This is a genomic window from Curtobacterium sp. SP.BCo, assembly GCF_051903265.1.
Taxonomy (GTDB): domain Bacteria; phylum Actinomycetota; class Actinomycetes; order Actinomycetales; family Microbacteriaceae; genus Curtobacterium.
In genome coordinates this window covers 3,556,416-3,576,984 of sequence record NZ_CP194337.1, presented here as the reverse complement: position 1 = coordinate 3,576,984, position 20,569 = coordinate 3,556,416, and the positions used below count along the sequence as shown (strand labels likewise).

General features: G+C 72.5%; 15 protein-coding genes. 7 read left to right on the top strand and 8 right to left on the bottom strand.

The genetic code is table 11. From position 1 onward, the window contains the following. Positions 1–170: 170 nt before the first annotated feature. Genes mvk through ACRQ4B_RS16895 form a run of 5 tightly spaced genes read left to right on the top strand, consistent with a single transcriptional unit; the run spans position 171 to position 5,493 of the window. Complete coding sequence (mvk, locus tag ACRQ4B_RS16915; protein ID WP_439692553.1) at positions 171–1,175, top strand: mevalonate kinase; 1,005 nt, start codon at positions 171–173, stop codon at positions 1,173–1,175. Then, positions 1,175–2,200, top strand: coding sequence for a diphosphomevalonate decarboxylase (gene mvaD, locus ACRQ4B_RS16910; RefSeq protein WP_439692552.1), 1,026 nt, complete (start codon positions 1,175–1,177; stop codon positions 2,198–2,200). Before mvk ends, mvaD begins: the two co-directional genes overlap by 1 nt. Beyond that, a complete protein-coding gene (locus ACRQ4B_RS16905; RefSeq protein WP_439692551.1) occupies positions 2,197–3,279 on the top strand; it encodes a phosphomevalonate kinase in 1,083 nt (360 codons plus the stop codon). The genes mvaD and ACRQ4B_RS16905 overlap by 4 nt, the downstream gene beginning before the upstream one ends. Beyond that, positions 3,272–4,336: a hydroxymethylglutaryl-CoA reductase gene (locus ACRQ4B_RS16900; protein ID WP_439692550.1), complete on the top strand. Its 1,065-nt coding sequence runs from the start codon at positions 3,272–3,274 to the stop codon at positions 4,334–4,336. The genes ACRQ4B_RS16905 and ACRQ4B_RS16900 overlap by 8 nt, the downstream gene beginning before the upstream one ends. Next, positions 4,333–5,493, top strand: coding sequence for a hydroxymethylglutaryl-CoA synthase (locus tag ACRQ4B_RS16895; RefSeq protein WP_439692549.1), 1,161 nt, complete (start codon positions 4,333–4,335; stop codon positions 5,491–5,493). The genes ACRQ4B_RS16900 and ACRQ4B_RS16895 overlap by 4 nt, the downstream gene beginning before the upstream one ends. 211 nt (positions 5,494–5,704) lie before the next feature. On the opposite strand, the gene ACRQ4B_RS16890 is transcribed toward ACRQ4B_RS16895, so the two are convergent. Both ACRQ4B_RS16890 and ACRQ4B_RS16885 read right to left on the bottom strand, forming a co-directional pair. Then, on the bottom strand, positions 5,705–6,691 hold the full coding sequence (locus ACRQ4B_RS16890; protein ID WP_439692548.1) for an SRPBCC family protein: 987 nt from the start codon (positions 6,689–6,691) through the stop codon (positions 5,705–5,707). After that, positions 6,691–7,134: an ArsR/SmtB family transcription factor gene (locus tag ACRQ4B_RS16885; protein ID WP_439692547.1), complete on the bottom strand. Its 444-nt coding sequence runs from the start codon at positions 7,132–7,134 to the stop codon at positions 6,691–6,693. Before ACRQ4B_RS16885 ends, ACRQ4B_RS16890 begins: the two co-directional genes overlap by 1 nt. Positions 7,135–7,205: 71 nt before the next feature. Between ACRQ4B_RS16885 and ACRQ4B_RS16880 the strand changes: the two genes are divergently transcribed. Then, positions 7,206–7,580 carry a DUF7882 family protein gene (locus tag ACRQ4B_RS16880; protein WP_439692546.1) on the top strand — a complete coding sequence of 125 codons (375 nt, stop codon included), beginning with the start codon at positions 7,206–7,208 and terminating at the stop codon, positions 7,578–7,580. A gap of 473 nt (positions 7,581–8,053) precedes the next feature. Here the strand turns inward: ACRQ4B_RS16880 and ACRQ4B_RS16875 are convergent, their stop codons facing one another. The 3 genes from ACRQ4B_RS16875 to ACRQ4B_RS16865 all read right to left on the bottom strand — a co-directional run bounded on the left by ACRQ4B_RS16875 (position 8,054) and on the right by ACRQ4B_RS16865 (position 16,874). Beyond that, the gene (locus ACRQ4B_RS16875) at positions 8,054–9,841 is read right to left on the bottom strand and encodes a sulfite reductase subunit alpha (protein WP_439692545.1); all 1,788 of its coding nucleotides are present in this window, start codon (positions 9,839–9,841) and stop codon (positions 8,054–8,056) included. Then, entirely contained in the window at positions 9,838–15,408 is a 5,571-nt protein-coding gene (locus ACRQ4B_RS16870; RefSeq protein ID WP_439692544.1) for a glutamate synthase-related protein, read from the bottom strand. Before ACRQ4B_RS16870 ends, ACRQ4B_RS16875 begins: the two co-directional genes overlap by 4 nt. 173 nt (positions 15,409–15,581) lie before the next feature. Then, positions 15,582–16,874, bottom strand: coding sequence for a glycosyltransferase (locus ACRQ4B_RS16865; RefSeq protein ID WP_439692543.1), 1,293 nt, complete (start codon positions 16,872–16,874; stop codon positions 15,582–15,584). Between the two features lie 167 nt (positions 16,875–17,041). Between ACRQ4B_RS16865 and ACRQ4B_RS16860 the strand changes: the two genes are divergently transcribed. Beyond that, positions 17,042–17,920, top strand: coding sequence for a helix-turn-helix transcriptional regulator (locus ACRQ4B_RS16860; RefSeq protein WP_439692542.1), 879 nt, complete (start codon positions 17,042–17,044; stop codon positions 17,918–17,920). Between the two features lie 39 nt (positions 17,921–17,959). On the opposite strand, the gene ACRQ4B_RS16855 is transcribed toward ACRQ4B_RS16860, so the two are convergent. From ACRQ4B_RS16855 to ACRQ4B_RS16845, 3 genes are all read right to left on the bottom strand, one after another. Continuing rightward, on the bottom strand, positions 17,960–18,460 hold the full coding sequence (locus ACRQ4B_RS16855) for a hypothetical protein (protein ID WP_439692541.1): 501 nt from the start codon (positions 18,458–18,460) through the stop codon (positions 17,960–17,962). Positions 18,461–18,644: 184 nt separating this feature from the next. Beyond that, a complete protein-coding gene (locus ACRQ4B_RS16850; RefSeq protein WP_439692540.1) occupies positions 18,645–18,914 on the bottom strand; it encodes a hypothetical protein in 270 nt (89 codons plus the stop codon). Between the two features lie 94 nt (positions 18,915–19,008). After that, positions 19,009–20,559, bottom strand: a complete 1,551-nt coding sequence (locus ACRQ4B_RS16845; RefSeq protein WP_439692539.1) for a sensor histidine kinase — start codon at positions 20,557–20,559, stop codon at positions 19,009–19,011. Positions 20,560–20,569 lie beyond the last annotated feature (10 nt).

Sequence of the window (20,569 nt, the reverse complement as noted above, 5' to 3'; positions counted from 1 at the left end):
AGCCGGTCCCCTCGGTGTCCTGGTGCTCACGGGGCGACTCCTCGGGTAGTCAGCATGCTGACCATCACGGTACGCCCGTCCGCCGACCCGCGTGGAGCCGGCTCCCGGCCGGGGTACGGACACCGTCGAGCAGACCCATGGCGCGGACGGTTAGGCTGACGTGACCCACGATGACCAGCAACGACCTCGACCACACAGCGACGCCCGGAGCAGCCGGCACCCCCAGCCGCACCGGGAAGGCGTCATCCCACGGCAAGACGATCCTCATCGGGGAGCACGCCGTGGTCTACGGCGCACCCGCGCTCGTGCTGCCGGTCCTGGACGCCCGGGTCCTCGCGACCGTCACCCCGGTCCCGGCGGGGGGCACCGACGCCCCCGGTCACCGCCTGGAGTCCGCGGTCCACACCGGCCCGCTCGACCTCGCTCCCGCCGCCGTGATGCCCACCGTCACGGCCGTCACCGCGACGCTCGACCACTTCGGGGTCACCGACCGGCACTTCCACGTCCGCGTGGACAGCGAGGTCCCGACGGCGCGCGGCATGGGGTCGAGCGCCGCGGTGGCGGCAGCGGTGACGGCAGCGGTGGCCGACGCCCTCGGCGAGACGCTCGACGACGAGACCCACCACGACCTCATCCAGGCGTGCGAGCGCGTCGCGCACGGGCGTCCGTCCGGACTCGACGCCCGCGGCGTGGTCGCGGACGCCCCGGTCTGGTTCGAGGGCGGCCGTATCGAGCCGGTGGAGCTCGGCTCCTCGTTCACGTTCGTCGTGGCCGACTCCGGCGTCCCCGGACACACGCGCGAGGCCGTGGCCGCGGTGCGCGAGCGCCACGACGCCGACCCGTCGTCCGTCGACGTCGTGATCGACCGCATCGGCGCCCTGGCGGTCCGGGCCCGCGGCACCCTCGTCGACGGCGACGCACAGGGACTCGGTGCCACGATGGACGCCGCGCACGACCTCCTGGTCGCCCTCGACGTGTCGAGCGACGACCTGGACCGCCTCGTCGGCGCCGCACGCGGTGCGGACGCCCTGGGCGCGAAGCTCACCGGCGGCGGGCGTGGGGGATGCGTCCTCGCCCTCGCCACGGACGACGAACACGCGGACCGCATCGCGGCCGCCTTCCGCGGCGCAGGTGCCGCAGCCACCTGGACCACCACGATCGGAGCCCGCGCTTGATGACCGCCACCGCCGTCGCGCACCCCAACATCGCCCTCGTCAAGTACTGGGGCAAGGCGGACGCCGCGCTCGCGCTGCCCGCGACGGGCAGCGTCTCGATGGGGCTCGACGTGTTCCCGACGACGACGACCGTCACGGTCGACGGCGGCGTGCGACAGGGGCAGCTGGCCCGTGACGGGTTCACCCTGAACGGGCACGTCGTCGAGGACGGTGCGCTGGTGCGGGTACAGGAGTTCCTCGACCTCGTGCGCGACCTCGCCGGGACGGACGCGCGCGCGAGCGTCGTCTCCGAGAACACCGTGCCGACCGGTGCCGGACTGGCCTCGAGCGCCTCGGGGTTCGCGGCGCTCGCCACCGCGGCCTCGGCGGCGTACGGCCTCGACCTCTCCCCGCGCGACCTGTCCCGGCTCGCGCGTCGCGGCTCGGGCTCGGCCACGCGGTCGATCCCCGGCGGCGTGGCCGTCTGGCACGCCGGCGACGACCAGGGCTCCTACGCGGAGCCGATCCCCGCTCCGCCGATGGCCATGGTCGTCGTGACGATCGACGCCGGCCCGAAGCCGATCGGCTCGCGGGAGGCCATGCGCCGCACCATCGCGACGTCGCCGTTCTACCCCGCCTGGGTGACCTCGACGACCGAGACCGTCGGCGACATGCTCGACGCCTGCGCCGCCGGCGACTTCACCCGCATCGGGGAGATCACCGAGAGCAACGCCCTCCGCATGCACGCCACGATCGAGGGCGCGTTCCCCCCGATCCGCTACCTGAACGCCCGCAGCGTCGCCGTGTTCGACGCCGTGGCCGAGCTCCGCGCCGCCGGGGTCGAGGCGTACGCCACCGCCGACGCCGGCCCGAACGTGGTCGTGCTGACGCAGCCGGCCGACCGCGGCGCCGTCGCGTCCGCGCTCGCCGACTTCGGCGACGTCATCGAGTCCGGCACCGGACCCGCCGCGCGCGTGGTCCGCTCCGAAGGAACGGGGACGCCCGACCCGGGCGTCGCACCCGACCAGGAGGAGCACACCGCGTGATCGAGTTCCGGGCCCACGGCAAGCTGTTCGTCGCGGGGGAGTACGCCGTCGTCGAGCCGGGCCAGCCGTCCGTGCTCATCGCCCTCGACCGCGCGATCACGGCGCGGGTCACCGAGGGGCGCGGTTCGGGCAGCGTGCACTCCGAGGAGTACGGGCACCTCCCCGTGACCTGGACCCGCGCCGAGGACGGCATCGCGCTCGACACCGAGCACCACCCGTACGACTACGTGATGGCCACGATCGACCTCGTCGAGAAGCTCCGGCAGGAGCAGGGCATCGCGCCGCGCTTCCACGACCTCCGCATCCACAGCCAGCTCGACGACGCCAGCGGCCGCAAGTTCGGGCTCGGGTCGTCCGCCGCCGTCACGGTCGCCACCGTCGGCGCCCTCGACCGCTTCTACGGCCTCGGGCTCACGCAGCGGAAGCGCTTCCAGCTGGCCCTGCTCGCGACGATCCGGGTCAACCCGCGCGCGTCCGGCGGGGACCTGGCAGCGAGCACGTTCGGCGGGTGGCTGCGCTACAGCGCCCCGGACCGCGAACGACTCACGCGGGAGCTCGACGCCCGGACCGCCACCGACGTCCTGGCCGACGCCGAAGCGTGGGCGGGCTTCGACGTCCAGCGGCTGCCCGCTCCCGAGCACCTCGAACTGCTCGTCGGCTGGACCGGCTCGCCCGCGTCCACCACCAAGCTCGTCGGGGTCGTCCGCCGGCACCGGAACGGCGGCTACCAGGCGTTCCTCGACGAGAGCCGCGCCTGCGTCGACGACCTGACCACGGGCCTCCAGACCGGCGACACGTCGATGACGCTGGACGCCCTGCGCCGCGCGCGCGTGCTGATGCAGCGCCTCGGCGCGTCCGTCGGCTCGCAGATCGAGACCGAACGCCTCGCGACCCTGTGCGACGTCGTCGAGGCCGCGGGCGGGGCGGCGAAGCCGTCCGGTGCCGGCGGCGGCGACTGCGGCATCGCGCTCGTCCCGGCGGACACCGACCTCGCCGGCATCCACCGCGCCTGGGAGGCGCACGACATCAGACACCTCAGCGTCGCGGTGCAAGCGCCCGAAGGGAGCGTCGATGACTGACCTGCTGACCCCGATCCCCACGAAGTGGGTGGGGCCGATCCGCATCAGCGGCAACGCGGTGGAGGGCGAGCACGAGGTGCCGCTCGCCACCTACGAGTCGCCGCTGTGGCCGTCCGTCGGCCGGGGCGCCCGCATCTCGCGCATGGTCGAGGGCGGCATCGTCGCGACCGTGGTCGACGAGCGCATGACCCGCTCCGTCGTGGTCCGTGCCGAGAGCGCTGCCGCCGCGCACCTCGCGACCGGTCGGATCCTGGCGCGGCAGGACGAGCTCGAGCAGCTCGTCGCCGGGCAGAGCCGGTTCGCGAAGCTCATCGAGGTGCACCCGGAGATCGTCGGGGACCTGCTCTTCCTGCGCTTCGCGTTCACCACGGGCGACGCCTCGGGCCACAACATGGTGACGCAGGCGGCGGACAAGCTGCTGCCGGCGATCCTCGCGTGGGAGCCGGGCCTGCGGTACGTGTCCGTCTCGGGCAACTTCTGCACCGACAAGAAGGCCACCGCGGTGAACGGGATCCGCGGCCGCGGGCGCAACACCGTCGCCGAGATCGTCATCCCCGGGGAGATCGTCGAGAAGCGCCTCCGCAGCACCCCCGAGCGCATCGCCGAGCTGAACGTCGCGAAGAACCTCGTCGGCTCCACCATCGCCGGTGCACTGCGCTCCGCGAACGCCCACTACGCGAACATGCTCCTCGGCTTCTACCTGGCCACCGGGCAGGACGCGGCGAACATCGTCGAGGGGTCCCAGGGCATCACGAGCGCGACCGTCCGCGGGAACGACCTGTACTTCTCGACCTCGCTCCCGCACCTGATCGTCGGCACCGTCGGCAACGGCAAGGGCGGGGACCTGCCCGTCGTCGAGGACGCCCTGGTGCGCCTCGGCTGCCGCGAGGATCGGGAACCCGGCGAGAACGCCCGTCGCCTCGCCGCCCTGTGCGCCGCCACGGTCCTCTGCGGTGAGCTCTCCCTGCTCGCCGCGCAGACGAACCCGGGCGAGCTGATGGCCGCCCACGTCGCGATGGAACGTCGCGGCTCGAAGCCCGCCGGAGGCGCAGCATGACCCGCATCGGCATCCACGACCTCGCCGTCGCCACCGGACACCACGTGCTCGAGCTCGACGACCTGGCCGAGCGACTCGGCGTGGACCCGGCGAAGTACCACGTCGGCATCGGGCAGGACGCGTTCAGCGTGCCTGCGCCGGACGAGGACATCGTCACGATGGGCGCCGCCGCGGCGAAGGAGATCGTCGACCGGCACGGCGTCGAGGGCATCCGCACGGTGCTGTTCGCGACCGAGTCCGGCGTCGACCAGTCCAAGGCCGCCGGGGTGTTCGTGCACGGGCTGCTCGGCCTGCCGCAGAACGTCCGCGTCGTCGAGCTGAAGCAGGCCTGCTACGGCGGGACCGCTGCCGTCCAGCTCGCCCTCGGCATCGTCGCCCGCGCCCCGCACGAGCGCGTGCTCGTCATCGCGGCCGACGTCGCCCGCTACGACGTCGACACCGCCGCCGAGCCGACCCAGGGTGCGGGCGCGGCGGCGATTCTCATCGCCGCCGACCCGGACCTCGTCGAGCTCGAGGCCGCCGCCGGCGTCTTCACCGCGGACGTCGACGACTTCTGGCGTCCGAACGACCGCTCCACCGCGCTCGTCGACGGCCGGCTGTCGGTCAGCGCCTACGTCGACGCGTTCGTCGGGGCGTGGGACGACCTGGCCGCGCAGGGCGGCCCCGCGTACGAGGACATCGTGCGGTTCGTGCACCACCAGCCCTTCACGAAGATGGCCCTGAAGGCGCACCGGAAGCTGACGCAGCACGTCGGTGTGCCGTTCGACGAGGCAGAGCTCGCGCTCGGGTTCACCTACAACAAGCAGACCGGCAACACGTACACCGCGTCGCTCTGGATCGGGCTCGCGGCACTGCTCGACCTCGACGACGACCTGGCGGGCGAGCGGATCGGGCTGTTCAGCTACGGTTCGGGCAGCGTCGGCGAGCTCATCACCGGCATCGTGCAGCCGGACTACCGGGAGCACCGTCGGCAGGGCCGCGTCCGCGAGCTCCTCGCGGCCCGGGTACCGCTGACGGTGGACGCCTACCGGGAGCTCCACGCCGCCGGCGCCGCGACGAGCGAGGACGTCGAGCGTCCGCGTGTCACGGCCGGGCCGTACCGGTTCGCCGGCGTGCGCGGCGGTGCCCGCCGCTACGAGGCGACCGCCTCGGCCTGACGGGTGACGGACGGGAGGCACGGTGCCGGCTGGCACCGCGCCTCCCGTCCTTCTCGTGGCCCGTTCCGCGCCTGGTGGCCCGTTCCGCGCGTGGTGGGCCGTTCCGCGTGTGGGAGGCCGTTCCGCGCATGGTGGGCCGTTCCTCCCGGCACCCCACGCGCGATCCCGCTTCCTACTGCACGCGTGATGGGAACGAGCGTGCACGGAGGCGTCACGCCGTGGCGGTCAGGACCTCGCGCTCGAGGCGTGCGTAGCTCGCCTCCATGCCGTCCGTCATCCCGGTGGCGAGGACCGTGTCCCGCTGCACCTGGTCCGGGTAGGTGATGCGCAGCGTCATCAGCGTCACACCGTCCGCTTCGTCGAACTGCAGGTCGTTGACGTTCGCCGGAAACGGCGCCCCGGTCAACCGCTCGGTCGTGACCATCCGCCGTTCGGGGTCGATCACGAGGTTCTCGCCCTCGAAGCCGAAGGCCTCGCCCGCGGTGTCGCCGACCGGTGCCCAGGCGTTCCGGAAGGAGCCACCGACGACGAGGTCGTTCTCGCACACGGTCATCTCCCACCCGTCCGGCCCGAGCAGCCAGCGGCGCAGCAGTTCCGGCTCGGTGTGCGCGCGCCAGAGCAGGTGCCGCGGTGCGTCGAACGCGCGGGTGATCGTCACGTGCGTGTCGTCGACGAGCTCCGTGGTGGTGCCCGTGCCGAGGGCGTACGCGCGGAGGTCCGCGAGCACGGTGTCGAGCTGTCCGAACGCCTGCGTGTAGCCCTCGAGCATGCCCATCTCGAGCATCCGGTCGAGGTCCTCGTCCGAGCTGAACGACGTGCGCACGGTCACCCGGGAGCCCTCGCCGGCGGGCTCGAAGGACAGCACGGTCTCGCTCGCCGGCATCGCCTCGTCGACGGCGCCGTCCTCGGTGGAGAACAGGTCCTCGAAGACGATCCGGTGCGGTTCGTCCACCTCGCTGATCCGCCACAGGGAGAGGAACCGTTCACCCTGCGGCGAGGTCATCCGGTAGTCGGCTCGTCCGCCGGGGCGCAGGTCGAACGACGTGAAGGTGGCGGGGAACCCGGGCGGTCCCCAGAACCGTTCGAGCTGCCGTGGGTCGGCGAAGGCACCCCAGAGCCGCTCGACGGGGACGGGGAACTCGGCCACGAGGGTCATCGTGCGTGTCTCGGGGTCGGTGTGGACGGACGTGGTCGGCATCAGTGGCTCCCTTGTGGTCGGTCGTGTTCTCCGCGCGGCGCACGGTCGTCTCCGCGGGGTGCACGGTCGTCTCCGCGCGGCGCACGGTCGTCTCCGCGCGGCGCACGGTCGCGCCCCGCGTGGTCTGCTCCGAGGAGTGCGTCGAGCCGGTCGATCCGGCCGCGCCAGAGGTCCGCGTAGGCGTCGAGCAGACCGCGGACCCGGTCGATCTGCGCGGGGTCGGCGCGCACGATGCGCGTGCGGCCGTGGGCCTCCTTCGTCACGAGGCCGGCTCCGGCGAGGACGGCGACGTGCTTCTGGACGGCGGCGAACGACATCGCGTAGGCGTCCGCGAGCGCGCTCACCGAGGCTTCGCCGACGAGCGTCCGACGGACGATGTCCCGCCGGGTCGCGTCGGCCAGGGCGTGGAACACCCGGTCGACCTCGGCGTCACTCAGTTCCATTCGTACAACCATTTGGTTGCACGTTACGCCGGCAGCGCGGGCCGCACAAGCATTCCGGTGTAGAAGGATGCATGGGTCACCTGATCTACTCCGGCGAGCAGCTCGACCTCGTCGTGGACGACCGCGCGCTGACGCACCTGCAGATCGTCATCGTGAACCTGCTCCGGCGAGAACACCGGTTCGTGTTCTCGTGGAAGGACGACGTCCTGCGCGGCGACGGCCGGAGCGCCATCTGGCTGCACCCGGACGTGGCGCTGCACTTCAAGTTCTCCGGCAGCCGGGTCCCGTCGATCAACCGCAGTTGGCTCGACGAGCTCTACGCCGCCGCGACCTCGGGGTCCGGTCTCGTGCTCACCCCCGAGCCGCCGGACACCAGCACCGCCGAGGACTCGGCGTGGTCCCGCGCGGTGGTCCCGGGCGACGCGGCCGACGACTCCGGCCGATAGCACGTCGACGATTTCTCGTCAACGGGTTCCGCACCGACGTGCACCCCCGTATGTTCGTGGTACCGCGTGAGCGTCCGCTCCGGCCCAGGGAGCCGGGACCGGCCCGTTCGGCGGTCGAAGGGGGGAACCACGCGACCCGCGCGGAGTCCCGGATCAGGAGCCTCCACGCCACTGCGCCCCCTCACCGTCGTCCCGGCGTGGATTCGGGTTCCGCACCGGGACGATGGCGTCGCGCGGTGCGAGCGTCGCGCGGTGCGAGCGTCGCCGCGGTGCGAGCGTCGCCGCGGTGCGAGCGTCGCACGGTGCGAGCGTCTTGCTCCAGCGTGCGAGGTTCCGCGCACGGTGGGATGCGTGTTCCCTCGCACGGAGCACGGAACCTCGCACACTGCGGACTGCGGGTCGCACGGTGCGAGCCCGCGCCGCCGCGCCCCGCCGCCGCGCCCCGCCGCCGCCGCGCCCGCCGCGCCCGCGGCTCAGTACACGTCGCGGACGTACCGCTTCCCGCGCCGCATGTCGGCGAGGTACGCCTGCGCATCGTCGTCACCACGCCCGCGCTGCCCGCCGATGACCGACAGCAGCGCAGCCTCGACGTCCTTCGCCATCCGCGAGGCGTCACCGCACACGTACACGTGGCCGCCGTCCTCGAGCCAGGCGTACAACTCCCGAGCCTGCTCCAGCATCCGGGTCTGCACGTAGACCTTCTCGGCCTGGTCGCGCGAGAACGCCAGGTCGAGCCGGTCCAGCACGCCGGACGCCTGCAGCGACGTGAGCTCGTCCTCGTACACGAAGTCGGTGTCGCGGTGCTGGTCGCCGAAGAACAGCCAGTTCCGTCCGGTCGCGCCGGAGACCGCGCGCTCGTGCAGGAAGCCGCGGAACGGTGCGATCCCGGTGCCCGGGCCGATCATGATCATCGGAGCGCTGTCGTCCGCCGGCACCCCGAACGAGGCGTTCGGCTGCAGGTAGACGTCGACGGTTCCGTCGGGGGAGACCCGGTCGGCGAGGAACGTCGACGCGACGCCGGCGTACATGCGGTGCGGGTCCCCGTAGCGGACCGAGGCGATCGTCAGGTGGATGCGGTCCGGGTGGGCGAGCGGGCTCGACGAGATCGAGTACTGCCGCGCCTGCAGCGGCCGGAGGTTCGGCAGCAGCTCGTCGAGCCCGGGCGCCGCGGGTCCGGCGTCGCGGAGCAGGTCGAGGACGTCGCGCCCCCAGAGCCACCGGTCGAGTTCGTGCTTGTCGCCGTGCGAGACGACGGCCGCGAGTTCGCTCGACGGTGCGCGCTGCACGAGGTCGGCGATGAGGTCCTTCGACGGCGTCCGGATCTCGCGGTCGGTGCGGAGGACCTCGGCGATCGGGCGTCCGTCGAGCGCCTCGCCGCCGTTCGCGCCGACCTGTTCGAGCAGCTGCTCGACGAAGACCTCGTCGTTGACGGGCACCACCGCGAGGGCGTCGCCGGCGGCGTACTCGATGCCGGAGTCGCCCAGGTCGAACTCGTAGTGCCGGATCTCCTTCGCGCTGCGCGGCGAGGAGAGCAGCCGGTTCTCGACCAGCGCGGACGGGTACGGGTTGCGCTTGTTCCACTGGGAGCCGGGCCGGGAGGCGCGGCTCGCGCCCGCCCCGCCGGTCGCGCTCGCCGACGTGGCCGGGTCGCCGGCGGGGCCAGACGCGCCGGGCTGCGCTCCTGCGCCTGCCGCGAGTCGGTCGAGCACGGCGGCGCTCCACAGCGCAGCCGGGTCCTCGAAGTCCACGTCGCAGTCGACGCGGTCGTGGATGCGCGTCGCGCCGAGCTGCTCGAAGCGGGTGTCGAGGAGCTTGCCCGCCTGGCAGAACTCGTCGTAGCTCGTGTCGCCGAGGCCGAGCACCGCGTACTGGAGCCCCTCGAGACGCGGCACGGTGGTCGCCTGGACCGCGTCCCAGAACAGGCCGGCGTTGTCGGGCATCTCGCCCTCGCCGTACGTCGAGGTGACCACGAGCACGTGGGACATCTCGGCGAGCTGCTCGGGGGTGACGGCGTCGAGCGGGGTCGCCCGGCCGCCGAGCCCGCGGGCCTTCGCGCCGCTGACCAGTTCGTCGGCGAGGAACTCGGCGTTGCCGGTCTGCGTGCCGAACAGCACGTCGATCGTCGTCGTGGGGGCCGCACCGGACGCCTTCTTGCCGGCGGCGGCGATGCCCGCGATGAACCCGGCCAGCCAGCTCTCCTGGGCGGCCGAGAACGGTGCGTCGACGGGGATCAGCGACCCGGTCGGGGGCAGGAGGCTCACGCGGACACCGCCTCGGTCGGCGCCTGCGGGGCACGGCGGGCGATGTCCTCGAGCGCCGCGGTCGCGAGCATCTCGTCGAAGCGGGCCTCGCGGACGCGGCCGTCGTTCTTGGCGTTCTGGTGCATGATCCACCCGGTGGTGCCCGGTGCGTCCATGCTGCGGTTGTTCCGCTGCGTGAGCGCACGCTTGTAGTCGTCGAGGCGCTTGATCGCGATGAGGGTCGCGAGCTCGTCGTCCGCGAACCGGTCGAGCGTGCCGCGCAGGTACTTCACGACCCGCTGCTTCACGAAGAAGTCCTCGGTGAGGATGAGGTTCTTGACGGCCTCGGCGACCCGCGGGTCGTTCGGGCCGGCAGCCCCCGGCACCCGCTCGAGCGCGTGGTCCTGCGCGACGCCGAGCACCGTGTACGAGGACAGCAGCGAGAACATGTCGTCGCCCTGGTCCCCGAGCGCCGGGGCACGGCCGTCGAGCACGGTCCGCTGGTCGCGGTAGTCCACCTTGAACGCGCGCAGCTTGTCCGTCGCGATCGAGGTGGCCAACTCGTCGAGCAGCTCGTTCCGGGTCGCTGCAGCGAGGATCTCGCCGGCGTCCTGGGTGAGCAGGAGCGCCCGCGGCATGCCGACGTACACGTGCTGACGAGTGGTCTCCCACGCGGCGAGCAGCCGCTCGGCGAGCGCGGAACCGGTCGCCTCGAGGTGCCACTCGAGCAGCAGTCGCGCGGCGGCCTCGTGGAACGCGCCGCGCTCGGTGTCCGTCACCGGGAACACCAGGAGCGAGTCGGTGCTCGCACGCTCGGCGACCTCGCCGGACGGGTCGTACTGGTACAGGAACCCGCCGGACATGCCGTTGCCGAGCCCCTTGCCGAACGCGCCGAGGTTGAACACGGCACCGCCCGTCATGTACTCGCAACCGAAGTCGCCGACGCCCTCGACGACCGCCGTCGCGCCGGAGTTGCGGACGGCGAACCGGTCGCCTGCCTCACCCTCGACGAAGGTGCGGCCGCCGGTGGCGCCGAACAGGGCGAAGTTGCCGACGAGGACGTTGCCGCCCTGACCGCTGCTGCCGCCGCCGGGCGCCCGGACCACGATGCGGCCGCCGCTCTGGCTCTTGCCGACGCCGTCGTTCGCGGTTCCGGTGTGCTCGAGCACGATGCCGTCGTTGTTGAACACGCCGTACGACTGCCCGGCCGACCCGTGCGTGCGGATCGTGACCGCGCCGTCCACCAGTCGGCGGCGGCCGCGGTCGTCGGCCGCGACCGCGGGGTGCGCCGACAGGTCGACGCCGCGCAGCTCGTGGTTGAGCAGGCGCTCGACGTCGATGCCGAGCTGGCCGCCGACGGACTTGTCCGCGTTGCCGAGGACCACGCCGTCGATCGAGACGGTGTGGTCGTGGCCGTCGACCAGGGCCGAGCGGACCTGCTCGATGAGGGCGTCGTCGGTGCGGAAGTCCTTCTCGAGGTACTCCGGGTCCTCGACGACCTTCTCCGGGACCTGCGCGAGGAGGTTCCGGACGTCGAGGCGTCCGACGCTCGCCGGGTGGTCGAGGAGCTGCAGCAGGTCGGTGCGACCGCGGGCCTCGCGCAGGGAGCGCAGGCCGAGGCGGGCGAGGATCTGCCGCACGTCGTGCGCGATGTTGAGCAGGTACTGCGCGAGCGCGCGCGGGTCGCCCTCGAACGCCTCGGCGTTCGTGGTGAGGCCCGCCGGGCACTTCACGTTGCAGTTCTTCGCCATCACGCAGCCGAGCATCATCAGCGCGGTCGTGCCGAACTCGAAGCTGTCGCCGCCGAGCAGCGCGCTCGTGACGACGTCGGAGCCGGTCTGGTGCGCGCCCGAGCAGCGGAGCGTGACCTTCTGGCGGAGGCCGTTCGCGACGAGGGCCTGGTGCACCTCGGCGACACCGATCTCGGCGGAGCGGCCCGCGTACTTCAGGCTCGTGACCGCCGCTGCGCCCGTGCCGCCGGTGTTGCCCGCGACGTTGATGACGTCCGCGCCGGCCTTCGCGACGCCGACCGCGATGGTGCCGATGCCCTCGGAGGACACGAGCTTCACGATCACCCGCACGCGGGCGGCCTTGCAGTCGTGGATCAGCTGCGCGAGGTCCTCGATCGAGTACGTGTCGTGGTGCGGCGGCGGCGAGATGAGCTCGACGCCGGGGGTCCCGCCACGGGCCGCGGCGATGTCCACCGTGACCTTCGGCGCGGGCAGCTGACCGCCCTCGCCGGGTTTCGCGCCCTGCCCGATCTTGATCTCGAGCTCCTCGAGCATCGGGTCGGCGAGGTAGCCCGCCCAGATGCCGAACCGGCCGGAGGCGAACTGCTTGATCCGCGAGCCGCGGATGGTGCCGTAGCGCGAGTGGTGCTCGCCGCCCTCGCCGCTGTTCGACATGCCGCCGACCATGTTCGTGCCGTGCGCCACTGCCTCGTGCGCGGTGGCGACGAGCGCGCCGTGGCTCATCGCGCCGGACGCCAGGGTCCGGGTGATCTCGTGCGCCGGCTGGACCGCGTCGAGCGTGACGCTGTCCGGGGCGCTCTCGAGCAGTGCGAGCAGGTCCACCGCGGTGCCGGTGGCGCGGAGCGTCACCTGGGCGTCGTCGACGGAGTCGACGTCGACCTGGCCCGGGTGCAGCAGCGCGAGCCCGTCCGCCAGGGCCTGGTGGCGCAGTGCACCCGTGGTCCCCGTCGAGGTGAGGCGCAGGCGGAAGCGTGCCGCGCCTCCCGGCAGGTCCTGCTCGTCCGCCGGACGCGAGCCGGACAGCCCGCGCACCGTCACGCTGGCGTTGCCCACGGTCGCGAAGCGGCCCAGCTCGCGGGCGAAGTCCTCCGCCTCGTCGATGCCGGTGACGTCGGCGGGCAGCGCGAGCACGTCGCGGAGCGCCGCGGGCCGGCGCGACCGTTCGTCGTGGGTGGTCTGCAGGAAGGTGACGTAGCCCGGCGTGATCCGGTGCGCGTCGATCTCGGCGTCGCTGAGCCGGTCGTAGCCGGTGTTCCGGTACGCGGCGTCGGTGATGCCGAAGGAGTCGTCCAGCTGGCCGAGGGTGAGCAGTCGCAACGCCTCGGAGTCCCCGGAGCGCTCGAAGGACGGACGCTCCTCGGTCATGCCGCCGAAGCCGCGCACGCTCGCGACGCCGAACGAGTGACCGGCACCGTCCGAGCGCTCCTTGAACAGCCCGAGCAGGGGCACCTGTCCCTCGGACTCGACCGTGCGGGCACGCTCGTGCCAGTCCGTCGCCGCCTGGGCGATGCGGGCGAACCCGACACCGCCGACGGGGGCCTGCATGTGCGGGAAGACCCGGGCGAACAGGTCGTCGCGGGTGTCGAGGTAGTTCGGCTCGAAGAACTCGCCGCCGATGTAGCTCTCGGCCGTGCAGAGCCCCACGCGACCCATGGTCTTCGCGAGCGCCTTCTCGGCGGCCTTCCGGAACTGCTTCAGGGCGAGGTCCGTCGCGGTCAGCTCGCCCGCCGGCGCGGGGGCGGCGGGGTACTTCTCCTCCGCACGGAGGCGCGCGGAGAGGCTGTACACAGCTGCGGCCCCGAAGCCGAGCGCCGTCGCAACGTGGTGTGACGATGGCAGCTGACCGGACTCGGCGACGACGGAGATCCGCAGGCGCAGCCCGGTCTCGATGAGCCGCTGGTTCACGGCGGCCACGGCGAGGATCACGGGGAGGGGTGCATGGGTCGACGACACGTTGCGGTCGGAGAGCACGGCGATCCCGCCGCTGCGCTCCGCGAACGTCGCGACGGCCTCGGCGAGCTGTTCGGTCGCCGTGCGGACCGCGTCGGCGTTCGCCTGCTCGTCGCCGAGCACCGGCACGTAGAGCATGTCGAACCGCTCCAGCGGCACGATGTCCTGGTCACGCAGCCGCACCATGTCGAGGTGCCCCAGGATCGGGGACTGCACGACGAGCTGCCGGCTGGTCGTGCCCGTTCCGTCCGGCTTCGCGCCGAGCGCCACGCGCATCGACATGCCGTCCGCCTCGCGGATGGAGTCGAGCGGCGGGTTCGTCACCTGGGCGAAGCGCTGCGAGAAGTACTTCGCCATGCCGCCCTCGGTGTCGCTGAGCGCGTTGATGGCGTTGCCGTACCCCATCGCCGAGATCCGCTCCGAGCCGTTCTGCAGCATCGGGTCGAGCATGAACCGGAAGCTCTCCTGGTTCAGCGAGTACGCCACGTAGCGGCCCTGCAGCGACAGGTCGCCCTCGTAGCCCAGCGTGTTGGTCGTGCGGTCGTAGTCCGGGGCGGGGAGGTCGTCCAGGTTCACCCGGGCGGCGTCGAGCAGCGACCCGTAGGGCTTCCGCGCGGCGAGCATCTCGAGCACCTCGCGGGTGCGCATGAGCGTGCCGGTGCGGTGGTCCACGACGAGCATGCCGCCCGCCTCGATCCGGCCGCGGTGCACGACCTCGTCGGCGGCGAACTCCACCTGGCCGGCCTCCGACGACACCATGAGGTACTCGGACGTCTGCACCGAGCGCAGCGGGCGCAGTCCCAGACGGTCGAGCCGTGCACCGACGACGTCACCGTCGCTGAAGATCACCGCAGCCGGGCCGTCGTTCTTCTCCTCGTACAGCGAGAAGTACTCCAGCATGTCGCGCACGTCGGGGGTCAGGGTGCGGTCGTTCTCCCACGCCGGCGGCATGAGCGACACCACAGCCTCGACGATCTCGAGGCCGTCGTCGAACACGCGGCTCTGCAGGGTCTGGTCGAGACGGCTCGAGTCGGACTGCCCGGGCGGACGGACGATGCTGCGGGTGCGCGCACGGGCCAGGGCCTCGTCGGACAGCCGGTTCTTCCGGTCCGTGTTGAGTTCGCCGTTGTGCGCCATCAGGCGGAACGGCTGCGCCATCGTCGGGTGCGGCTCGGTGTTCGTGGAGAACCGGGTGTGGAAGTACAGCGTCCGGACCGAGTGCCGCGGGTCACGCAGGTCCGTGAAGTACCCGATGACCTCGCCGGAGTTCAGGCGGCCCTTCAGGATCTGGGTCCGCGCGCTGAGCGACAGCGGGTACAGGGCGGCGTGCTCGGCGCGGTCGGCAGCAGCCTGGCCGTACGAAATCGCCTCGATCGTGAGCAGGGCGCGGTTCGCCGCCTGGTCCACGGCCTCGCGCTCCCAGTCCGACGGCGCGCGGAAGACCCACTGCACGATCGGCAGCTGGTACTGCTCGGCCTCGGGCCGGGCGACGGAGTGGTCGACCGGGACGTCACGGACGAGCAGGAGCTCGAAGCCCTGCGCCTCGATCGAGTCGGTCACCGTCTGCACCGCGCGGTCGCGGTCGGCGGCGCCGCTCGGGTCCGTGCCGGTCGGCACGAAGCAGTTCGCGACCCCGAAGTGGCCCGCACGGAGCTCCTCGCCGGTGATCGCGCTGAAGAACTCCACCGACAGGTCGATGCTGACGCCCGCGCCGTCGCCGACGCCCTCGGCCGACTTGCCACCGCGGTGGGGGATCGCGCAGAGCGCTTCGTCGCCCTTGCGGATGACGTCGTGGCTCGGCGTCCCGTCGAGCCGGGTGATGAAACCGACGCCGCAGTCGCTCGATTCGCGGGCAGGGTCGTAGAGACCGAAGGAGGAGGGGTTCACGTGTGCGGGTCCAGTGGGGCGTTGCCGGCAGCGGACGGCCAGGCTGCATCAGTGGAGCGCTCGCCGCGGGCAGACCGGTGGTGGCAGTCGGGCCCTGTGGGGTTGTGGTGCGGTGGTGCGATGCTACGGCGCGGTATACCGCCCGCGCAACACCACGGCCACGACCCGCCGGGTCACGCTGCGCGCTCGCCCGTCTGCTCGTCGACGGCGATCGGTTCGGTGGCTGCCGTGCTCGCGTCAGCGGCCGGTGTCGTGCCCGGACGGATGAGCTCCGGACGTCGGCGGGTCCGGAACACCCAGGCCTTGAACAGGACGAACCGGACCCCCGTGGCGACGAGGTTCGCCGCGGTCAGCACGACGATCTCGGCCCCGTGCGACGCTCCCGGAGCGGTGGCGTGCAGCACCACGAGCGACCCGGACGTGATCGCCCACGCGATGCCGAACACGACGAGCCCCTGCACGTGGTGTCGTCCGGCGCCGGCCCGGCCGCGCACCCCGAACGTGAAGCGCCGGTTCAGTGCGGTGTTGCCGATCGCCGTGACGAGCAGCGCGAGGAAGTCGGCCGTCTGCGCACCGATGGCCGGTCGGAACAGTGCGTAGAGCAGGGCGAAGGCGACGGTGGAGAGGACCCCGATCGACCCGAACCGCAGCACCTGCCCGAGGATCCCCACGTGCGGCGGGGTGAACGGTCGACGGCCGATCGCCTCGTAGACCTCGGCGACCGGGACCCGACCGGACGCGATGCCGCGGGACACCCGCCACATCCCCTTGAGGTCCTCCGTCGCGGTGGAGGCGATGTGCACGGAGGAGTTGACGTCGTCCACCCAGTCGACGGGGACCTCGTGGATCCGGAGTCCCGCGTGCTCGGCGAGCACGAGCAGCTCGGTGTCGAAGAACCACGCGTCGTCCTCGCACAGCGGCAGGACGTGTTCCGCCGCCTGGCGGGTGATCGCCTTGAAGCCGCACTGCGCGTCGGAGAACGAGACCCCCATCGTGGTCCGCAGCAGCAGGTTGTACGAGCGGGAGATGAACTCGCGCTTGCCACCGCGCACCACCCGCGCCGACTCCGCCAGCCGGGTACCGATCGCGACGTCCGAGTGTCCGGACAGCAGCGGGGCGACGAGCGGCTCGAGGGCGGCGAGGTCCGTCGACAGGTCCTCGTCGACGTAGACGAGCACGGTCGCCGGGGACGCACTCCACACGGCCTTGAGCGCCCGGCCACGGCCCTTCTCCGGCAGGTGCACCGCGCGGACGTCGGGGAGCATCGCAGCGAGGTCCTCGGCGATCCGCGCGGTGTCGTCCGTCGAGGCGTTGTCCGCGATGGTGATCCGCCACGAGTGGTGCAGCGATGTCCTGCAGAACGTGTGCAGCCGTCGGACGTGGGCGGCGAGCGTGTCCTGTTCGTTGTAGCAGGGGACGACGATGTCGATGTCGAGGGTGGGGTCGTCTTGCGTCATGCCGATCATGCTCGGCAGCTGGCACAAGGGGACCGAAGCAGTGACCTGTGCCGTCCCTAAGAACGGAGTTCGGTGACCGTTCACGTCGTCCGCCGGACCAGGACCGGTCGTCATGGGTACCGTCGGTCCGAACGACACTCGTCGGTCAGGGCGACGGGTGCTGATGAGGGGGCGCCGTGGCCGGACCGGACGAGGGACAGCGGACGTCCGTGCTGCTCCCGGGTGAACGACTGGGGCTGGACCTCGACGAACGGTGTCCGGAGTTCGAGGAGCTGCTGCTGGCGCCGCCGCTGCACGGCATCCGGCCGGACGGGCACGACTGGCTCCGGCAGCGCTACGAGGAGATCGTCCCCCTCGTCCTGCCGGCAGCGCTGCGGGCGGTGGAGCACGGGGAGCCCGTGGACCGCGAGTGCCTGGCCCGGCTGCGGACCGTCGCCGCCGCGAGTGCCGGCGACCCGCGCGTCGACGTGTCGGTGGTGCTCCGTGGGGCCCTCCCCGCGATCCGGGTGTTCGCGCTCGTGATGCACACCGCCACACGCGGCAGGTCCGTCAGCCCCGACCATGCCGCGCGCACCATGCTCGCGATGAGTCGGGCGTCGCTCGTCGCCCACGAGCTGGGGTCCTGCTGGGCGGAGGCGTGGGCCCGGGAACGCCGTCGTCCGGTAGCCGCTCCGGCTGCTCAGGCCGCTCCTGCCGCGGCGGTCACGACGGGCGAGATCGACCTCGTCGCCGGAGCACCCGGCCTCGACGAGACCGAGGAACGGATGCTGGCGCTCGCCGCGCACGGGCTCTCGAACGAGCAGATCGCGAAGGAGACCTCCTACAGCCGGCAGGCGGTCGCGTGGCACCTCGGACGGCTGATGCGGTCGTGGAAGGCGCCGAACCGGACGGCCATGGTCTCGGTCGCGTTCGTCAAGGGCTGGATCCGGTCGCGGTGCGCACCGCGGGCCGCCGCACGGACCTGGCCGCCGGAGCTCGGGTCCGGATCCGGCCCGGGACCCGGGTCCGCGACCGAGCTCGGCGCCGGGTCCGCGACGTACGACGACGCCCCTTGAGACCGGGGTCGCAAGGGGCGTCGGATCGTCGCGCGCGGGTCAGCCGCCGTTCACGCTGATGACGTTGTCGATGCGCTCGATGTTCCCGAACGCGCCCCAGTTCAGCCAGCCGCCGTCACCGTTGTTCGTGATCTTGCCGGGGCCCTTGAACCAGTAGATGACGTAGTTCCCGCCCTTGATGTCGATCGACTGGGCATCGGCGACGTCGCCCTCGACGGAGATGTCCTGGTTCTTGTTCACCACGGCGACCGTCAGACGGTCCGGGTTGCCGGCGTTCCAGTAGCCGACGTCCAGCGCGGCCTGCACGGCACCGCCGCGGTCACCTTGGTCGTTGACGGCGTCCTTGATCGCGTTGACGATCGCGACCGGGTCGAGGTTGACGTTGACGTTCCCGCTGCCGCCGACGCTGCTCGATGCCGAGGTCGTGGGGGCGGGCTCGGCTGCCTGCGCCGGAGCGGCGACGAACGCGCCGGCGATGACGGCGCCGCCGAGAACGGTGCCGGCGAGGGTCTTGACGGTCTTCGACTGGAACGACTTCATGATCTGCTTCCCATCTCTGCAGTGGTGACCCGTTCGGGTCGTCTTGCTCGGACGTGACCCAGCCTGCGTCGATGTGGCCGTCTGCGCACGGGTTCGGGCCGGACGTTGGACGATCGTCTGACGACCGTGCCCGGATCCCTGACACGTGCCACGATGCGCCGCGGTGCCGGCGACGGGTCCGCAGTCAGCGCGGGAGCAGGACCTGCACCACCGCCACCACCGCGAGGACGGCGATCGGCACCCCGGCGATCCAGGCGCCGGCTCGGATCTGCGTCCGGCGGATGGTGGGCCGGGCGTGCGAGGCCCGTGCGAACTCCGTCGCGGCGACGAGTTCCGGGGCGGCTGCCGGCGGCGCGGGCTCGGGCTGCGGTCGGTCGTCCTCGAACGCGGGCACCTCGACGACCAGGTCGTCGGCGCGTGGTCGTTCCGGCAGCTTGTCGTACGCGTTCGTCATCGTGACCCCCTCGTCACTCCCAGTATGCGTCCGATCGCCGCCGTTTCATGAGCAGGAATCGTCGGGTCGACGACGGCCGCCCGACGATTCCTGCTCACGAAGCGATCGCACCCGGCGCGCCGCCCGGCCCGTCGCCCGGCCCGGGCGCGCCGCCCGGCCCGGGCGCGCCGGCCGGCCCGTCGGCCGACTCCGCGCCCGGCAACTCCACCGTGAACGCCGTCCGCCCCGGCTCGGACACCACCCGCACCTGTCCGCCGTGCGCCGTCACCACCGCCCGGACGATCGCCAGCCCGAGGCCGCTCGTCCCCTGCCCGTGCGACCGGGTCCGCGACGCCTCGCCGCGGGTGAACCGGTCGAACAGCGTCGGCAGGGCGTCGGCGGGGATCGGTGGTCCGTCGTTCGCCACCACGAACCGCACGACCTCCCCGACCCGCTGCACCGACACGACGACCGCCGTGCCCGCGGGGGTGTGCGTCCGGGCGTTGGCGAGCAGGTTCGTCACCACCCGGCGGAGCTGCGCTTCGTCGCCGCGCACGGTGACCGGGTGGTCGTCCAGCACCTGCAGGGTCCACCGGTGGTCGGGTGCGGTCGCACGGGCGTCCATCGTGCCCTCGACGACGAGCGACGTCAGGTCGACCGGCTCCCGCGAGGGCGCCGGCGTGGTCGCCGTCACGCCCGCGTCGAGCCGCGCGAGCAGCAGGAGTTCGTCCACCAGGTCGCCCATCCGCACGGCCTCGCGTCCGATCCGTTCGACGTTCCGGTGCATCGTGTCGACGTCCGACGTGGTGGCGGTCAGCTCGGCGTAGGCGCGCACGGTGGCGATCGGGGTGCGCAGCTCGTGCGAGGCGTCGGCGATGAACGTCCGCATCCCGGCCTCGGCGTCGCGTCGGACCGTGAGCGCGCGGGCCACGTGTCCGAGCAGTCGGTTCAGCGCGGTGCCGACCTGTCCGACCTCGCGGTTCGCGCGGAGGTCGGCGGCGGACACGCGGCCGGGGATGTCGGTGTCGCCGCGCTCGAGGTCCAGCGTCGTGACGTCGGATGCGACGTCGGCGACGCGTTCCAGCGGCCGCAGCGACCGCCGGACGAGCAACCGCACCGCGAACGCGGCGATGACCGACCCCGCGACCGTGACGATGCCGATGACGAGGAGGAGCCGACCGATCGCGGCGTCGAGGGCACCGACGGGGAGTGCCGTGACGAACACGTCCCCGTCGTCGCCGACCGCCTGCACCCGGTAGGTCCCGAGCGTTCCGAGATCGATCGTCGCGGGGTCGCCGCCGCGCCGCACCGCGGAGAGGGTCCGCTCCTGCGCCGCGGTGAGGCCGTGCTGCTTCCCCGCGCTGTCCGTGTACCCGCCGAGCACGGCCGTCCCGTCGCGGAAGATGGCGACGACCGTTCCGGCGGACTGTCCGGGAGCGCCGATGAACGCGTTGTTCGGATCCGCTCCGGTGCCGGAGGTCGGTGGCGGTGGCCGCTGGCCGTCCGGTCCGCCGACCGTCCGGTTCGCGGCGGTCGAGAGCTCGGCGTCGAGCCGCTGCACGAGGTACCCGCGGAACGCGACGACCGTCACGGCACCCACGACGACGTTCGTCGCGACGAGCAGCAGGACCACGGCGGCCACGATGCGCCAGCGGAGCGACGGCACGCGGTGCGTG

Excerpts from the sequence above, each read along its gene's own strand:
- mvk (WP_439692553.1), top strand. The coding sequence starts at position 171 with ATGACCAGCAACGACCTCGACCACACAGCGACGCCCGGAGCAGCCGGC.
- mvaD (WP_439692552.1), top strand. The coding sequence starts at position 1,175 with ATGACCGCCACCGCCGTCGCGCACCCCAACATCGCCCTCGTCAAGTAC.
- ACRQ4B_RS16900 (WP_439692550.1), top strand. The coding sequence starts at position 3,272 with ATGACTGACCTGCTGACCCCGATCCCCACGAAGTGGGTGGGGCCGATC.
- ACRQ4B_RS16895 (WP_439692549.1), top strand. The coding sequence starts at position 4,333 with ATGACCCGCATCGGCATCCACGACCTCGCCGTCGCCACCGGACACCAC.
- ACRQ4B_RS16890 (WP_439692548.1), bottom strand. The coding sequence starts at position 6,691 with ATGCCGACCACGTCCGTCCACACCGACCCCGAGACACGCACGATGACC.
- ACRQ4B_RS16885 (WP_439692547.1), bottom strand. The coding sequence starts at position 7,134 with ATGGAACTGAGTGACGCCGAGGTCGACCGGGTGTTCCACGCCCTGGCC.
- ACRQ4B_RS16880 (WP_439692546.1), top strand. The coding sequence starts at position 7,206 with ATGGGTCACCTGATCTACTCCGGCGAGCAGCTCGACCTCGTCGTGGAC.
- ACRQ4B_RS16865 (WP_439692543.1), bottom strand. The coding sequence starts at position 16,874 with ATGATCGGCATGACGCAAGACGACCCCACCCTCGACATCGACATCGTC.
- ACRQ4B_RS16855 (WP_439692541.1), bottom strand. The coding sequence starts at position 18,460 with ATGAAGTCGTTCCAGTCGAAGACCGTCAAGACCCTCGCCGGCACCGTT.
- ACRQ4B_RS16850 (WP_439692540.1), bottom strand. The coding sequence starts at position 18,914 with ATGACGAACGCGTACGACAAGCTGCCGGAACGACCACGCGCCGACGAC.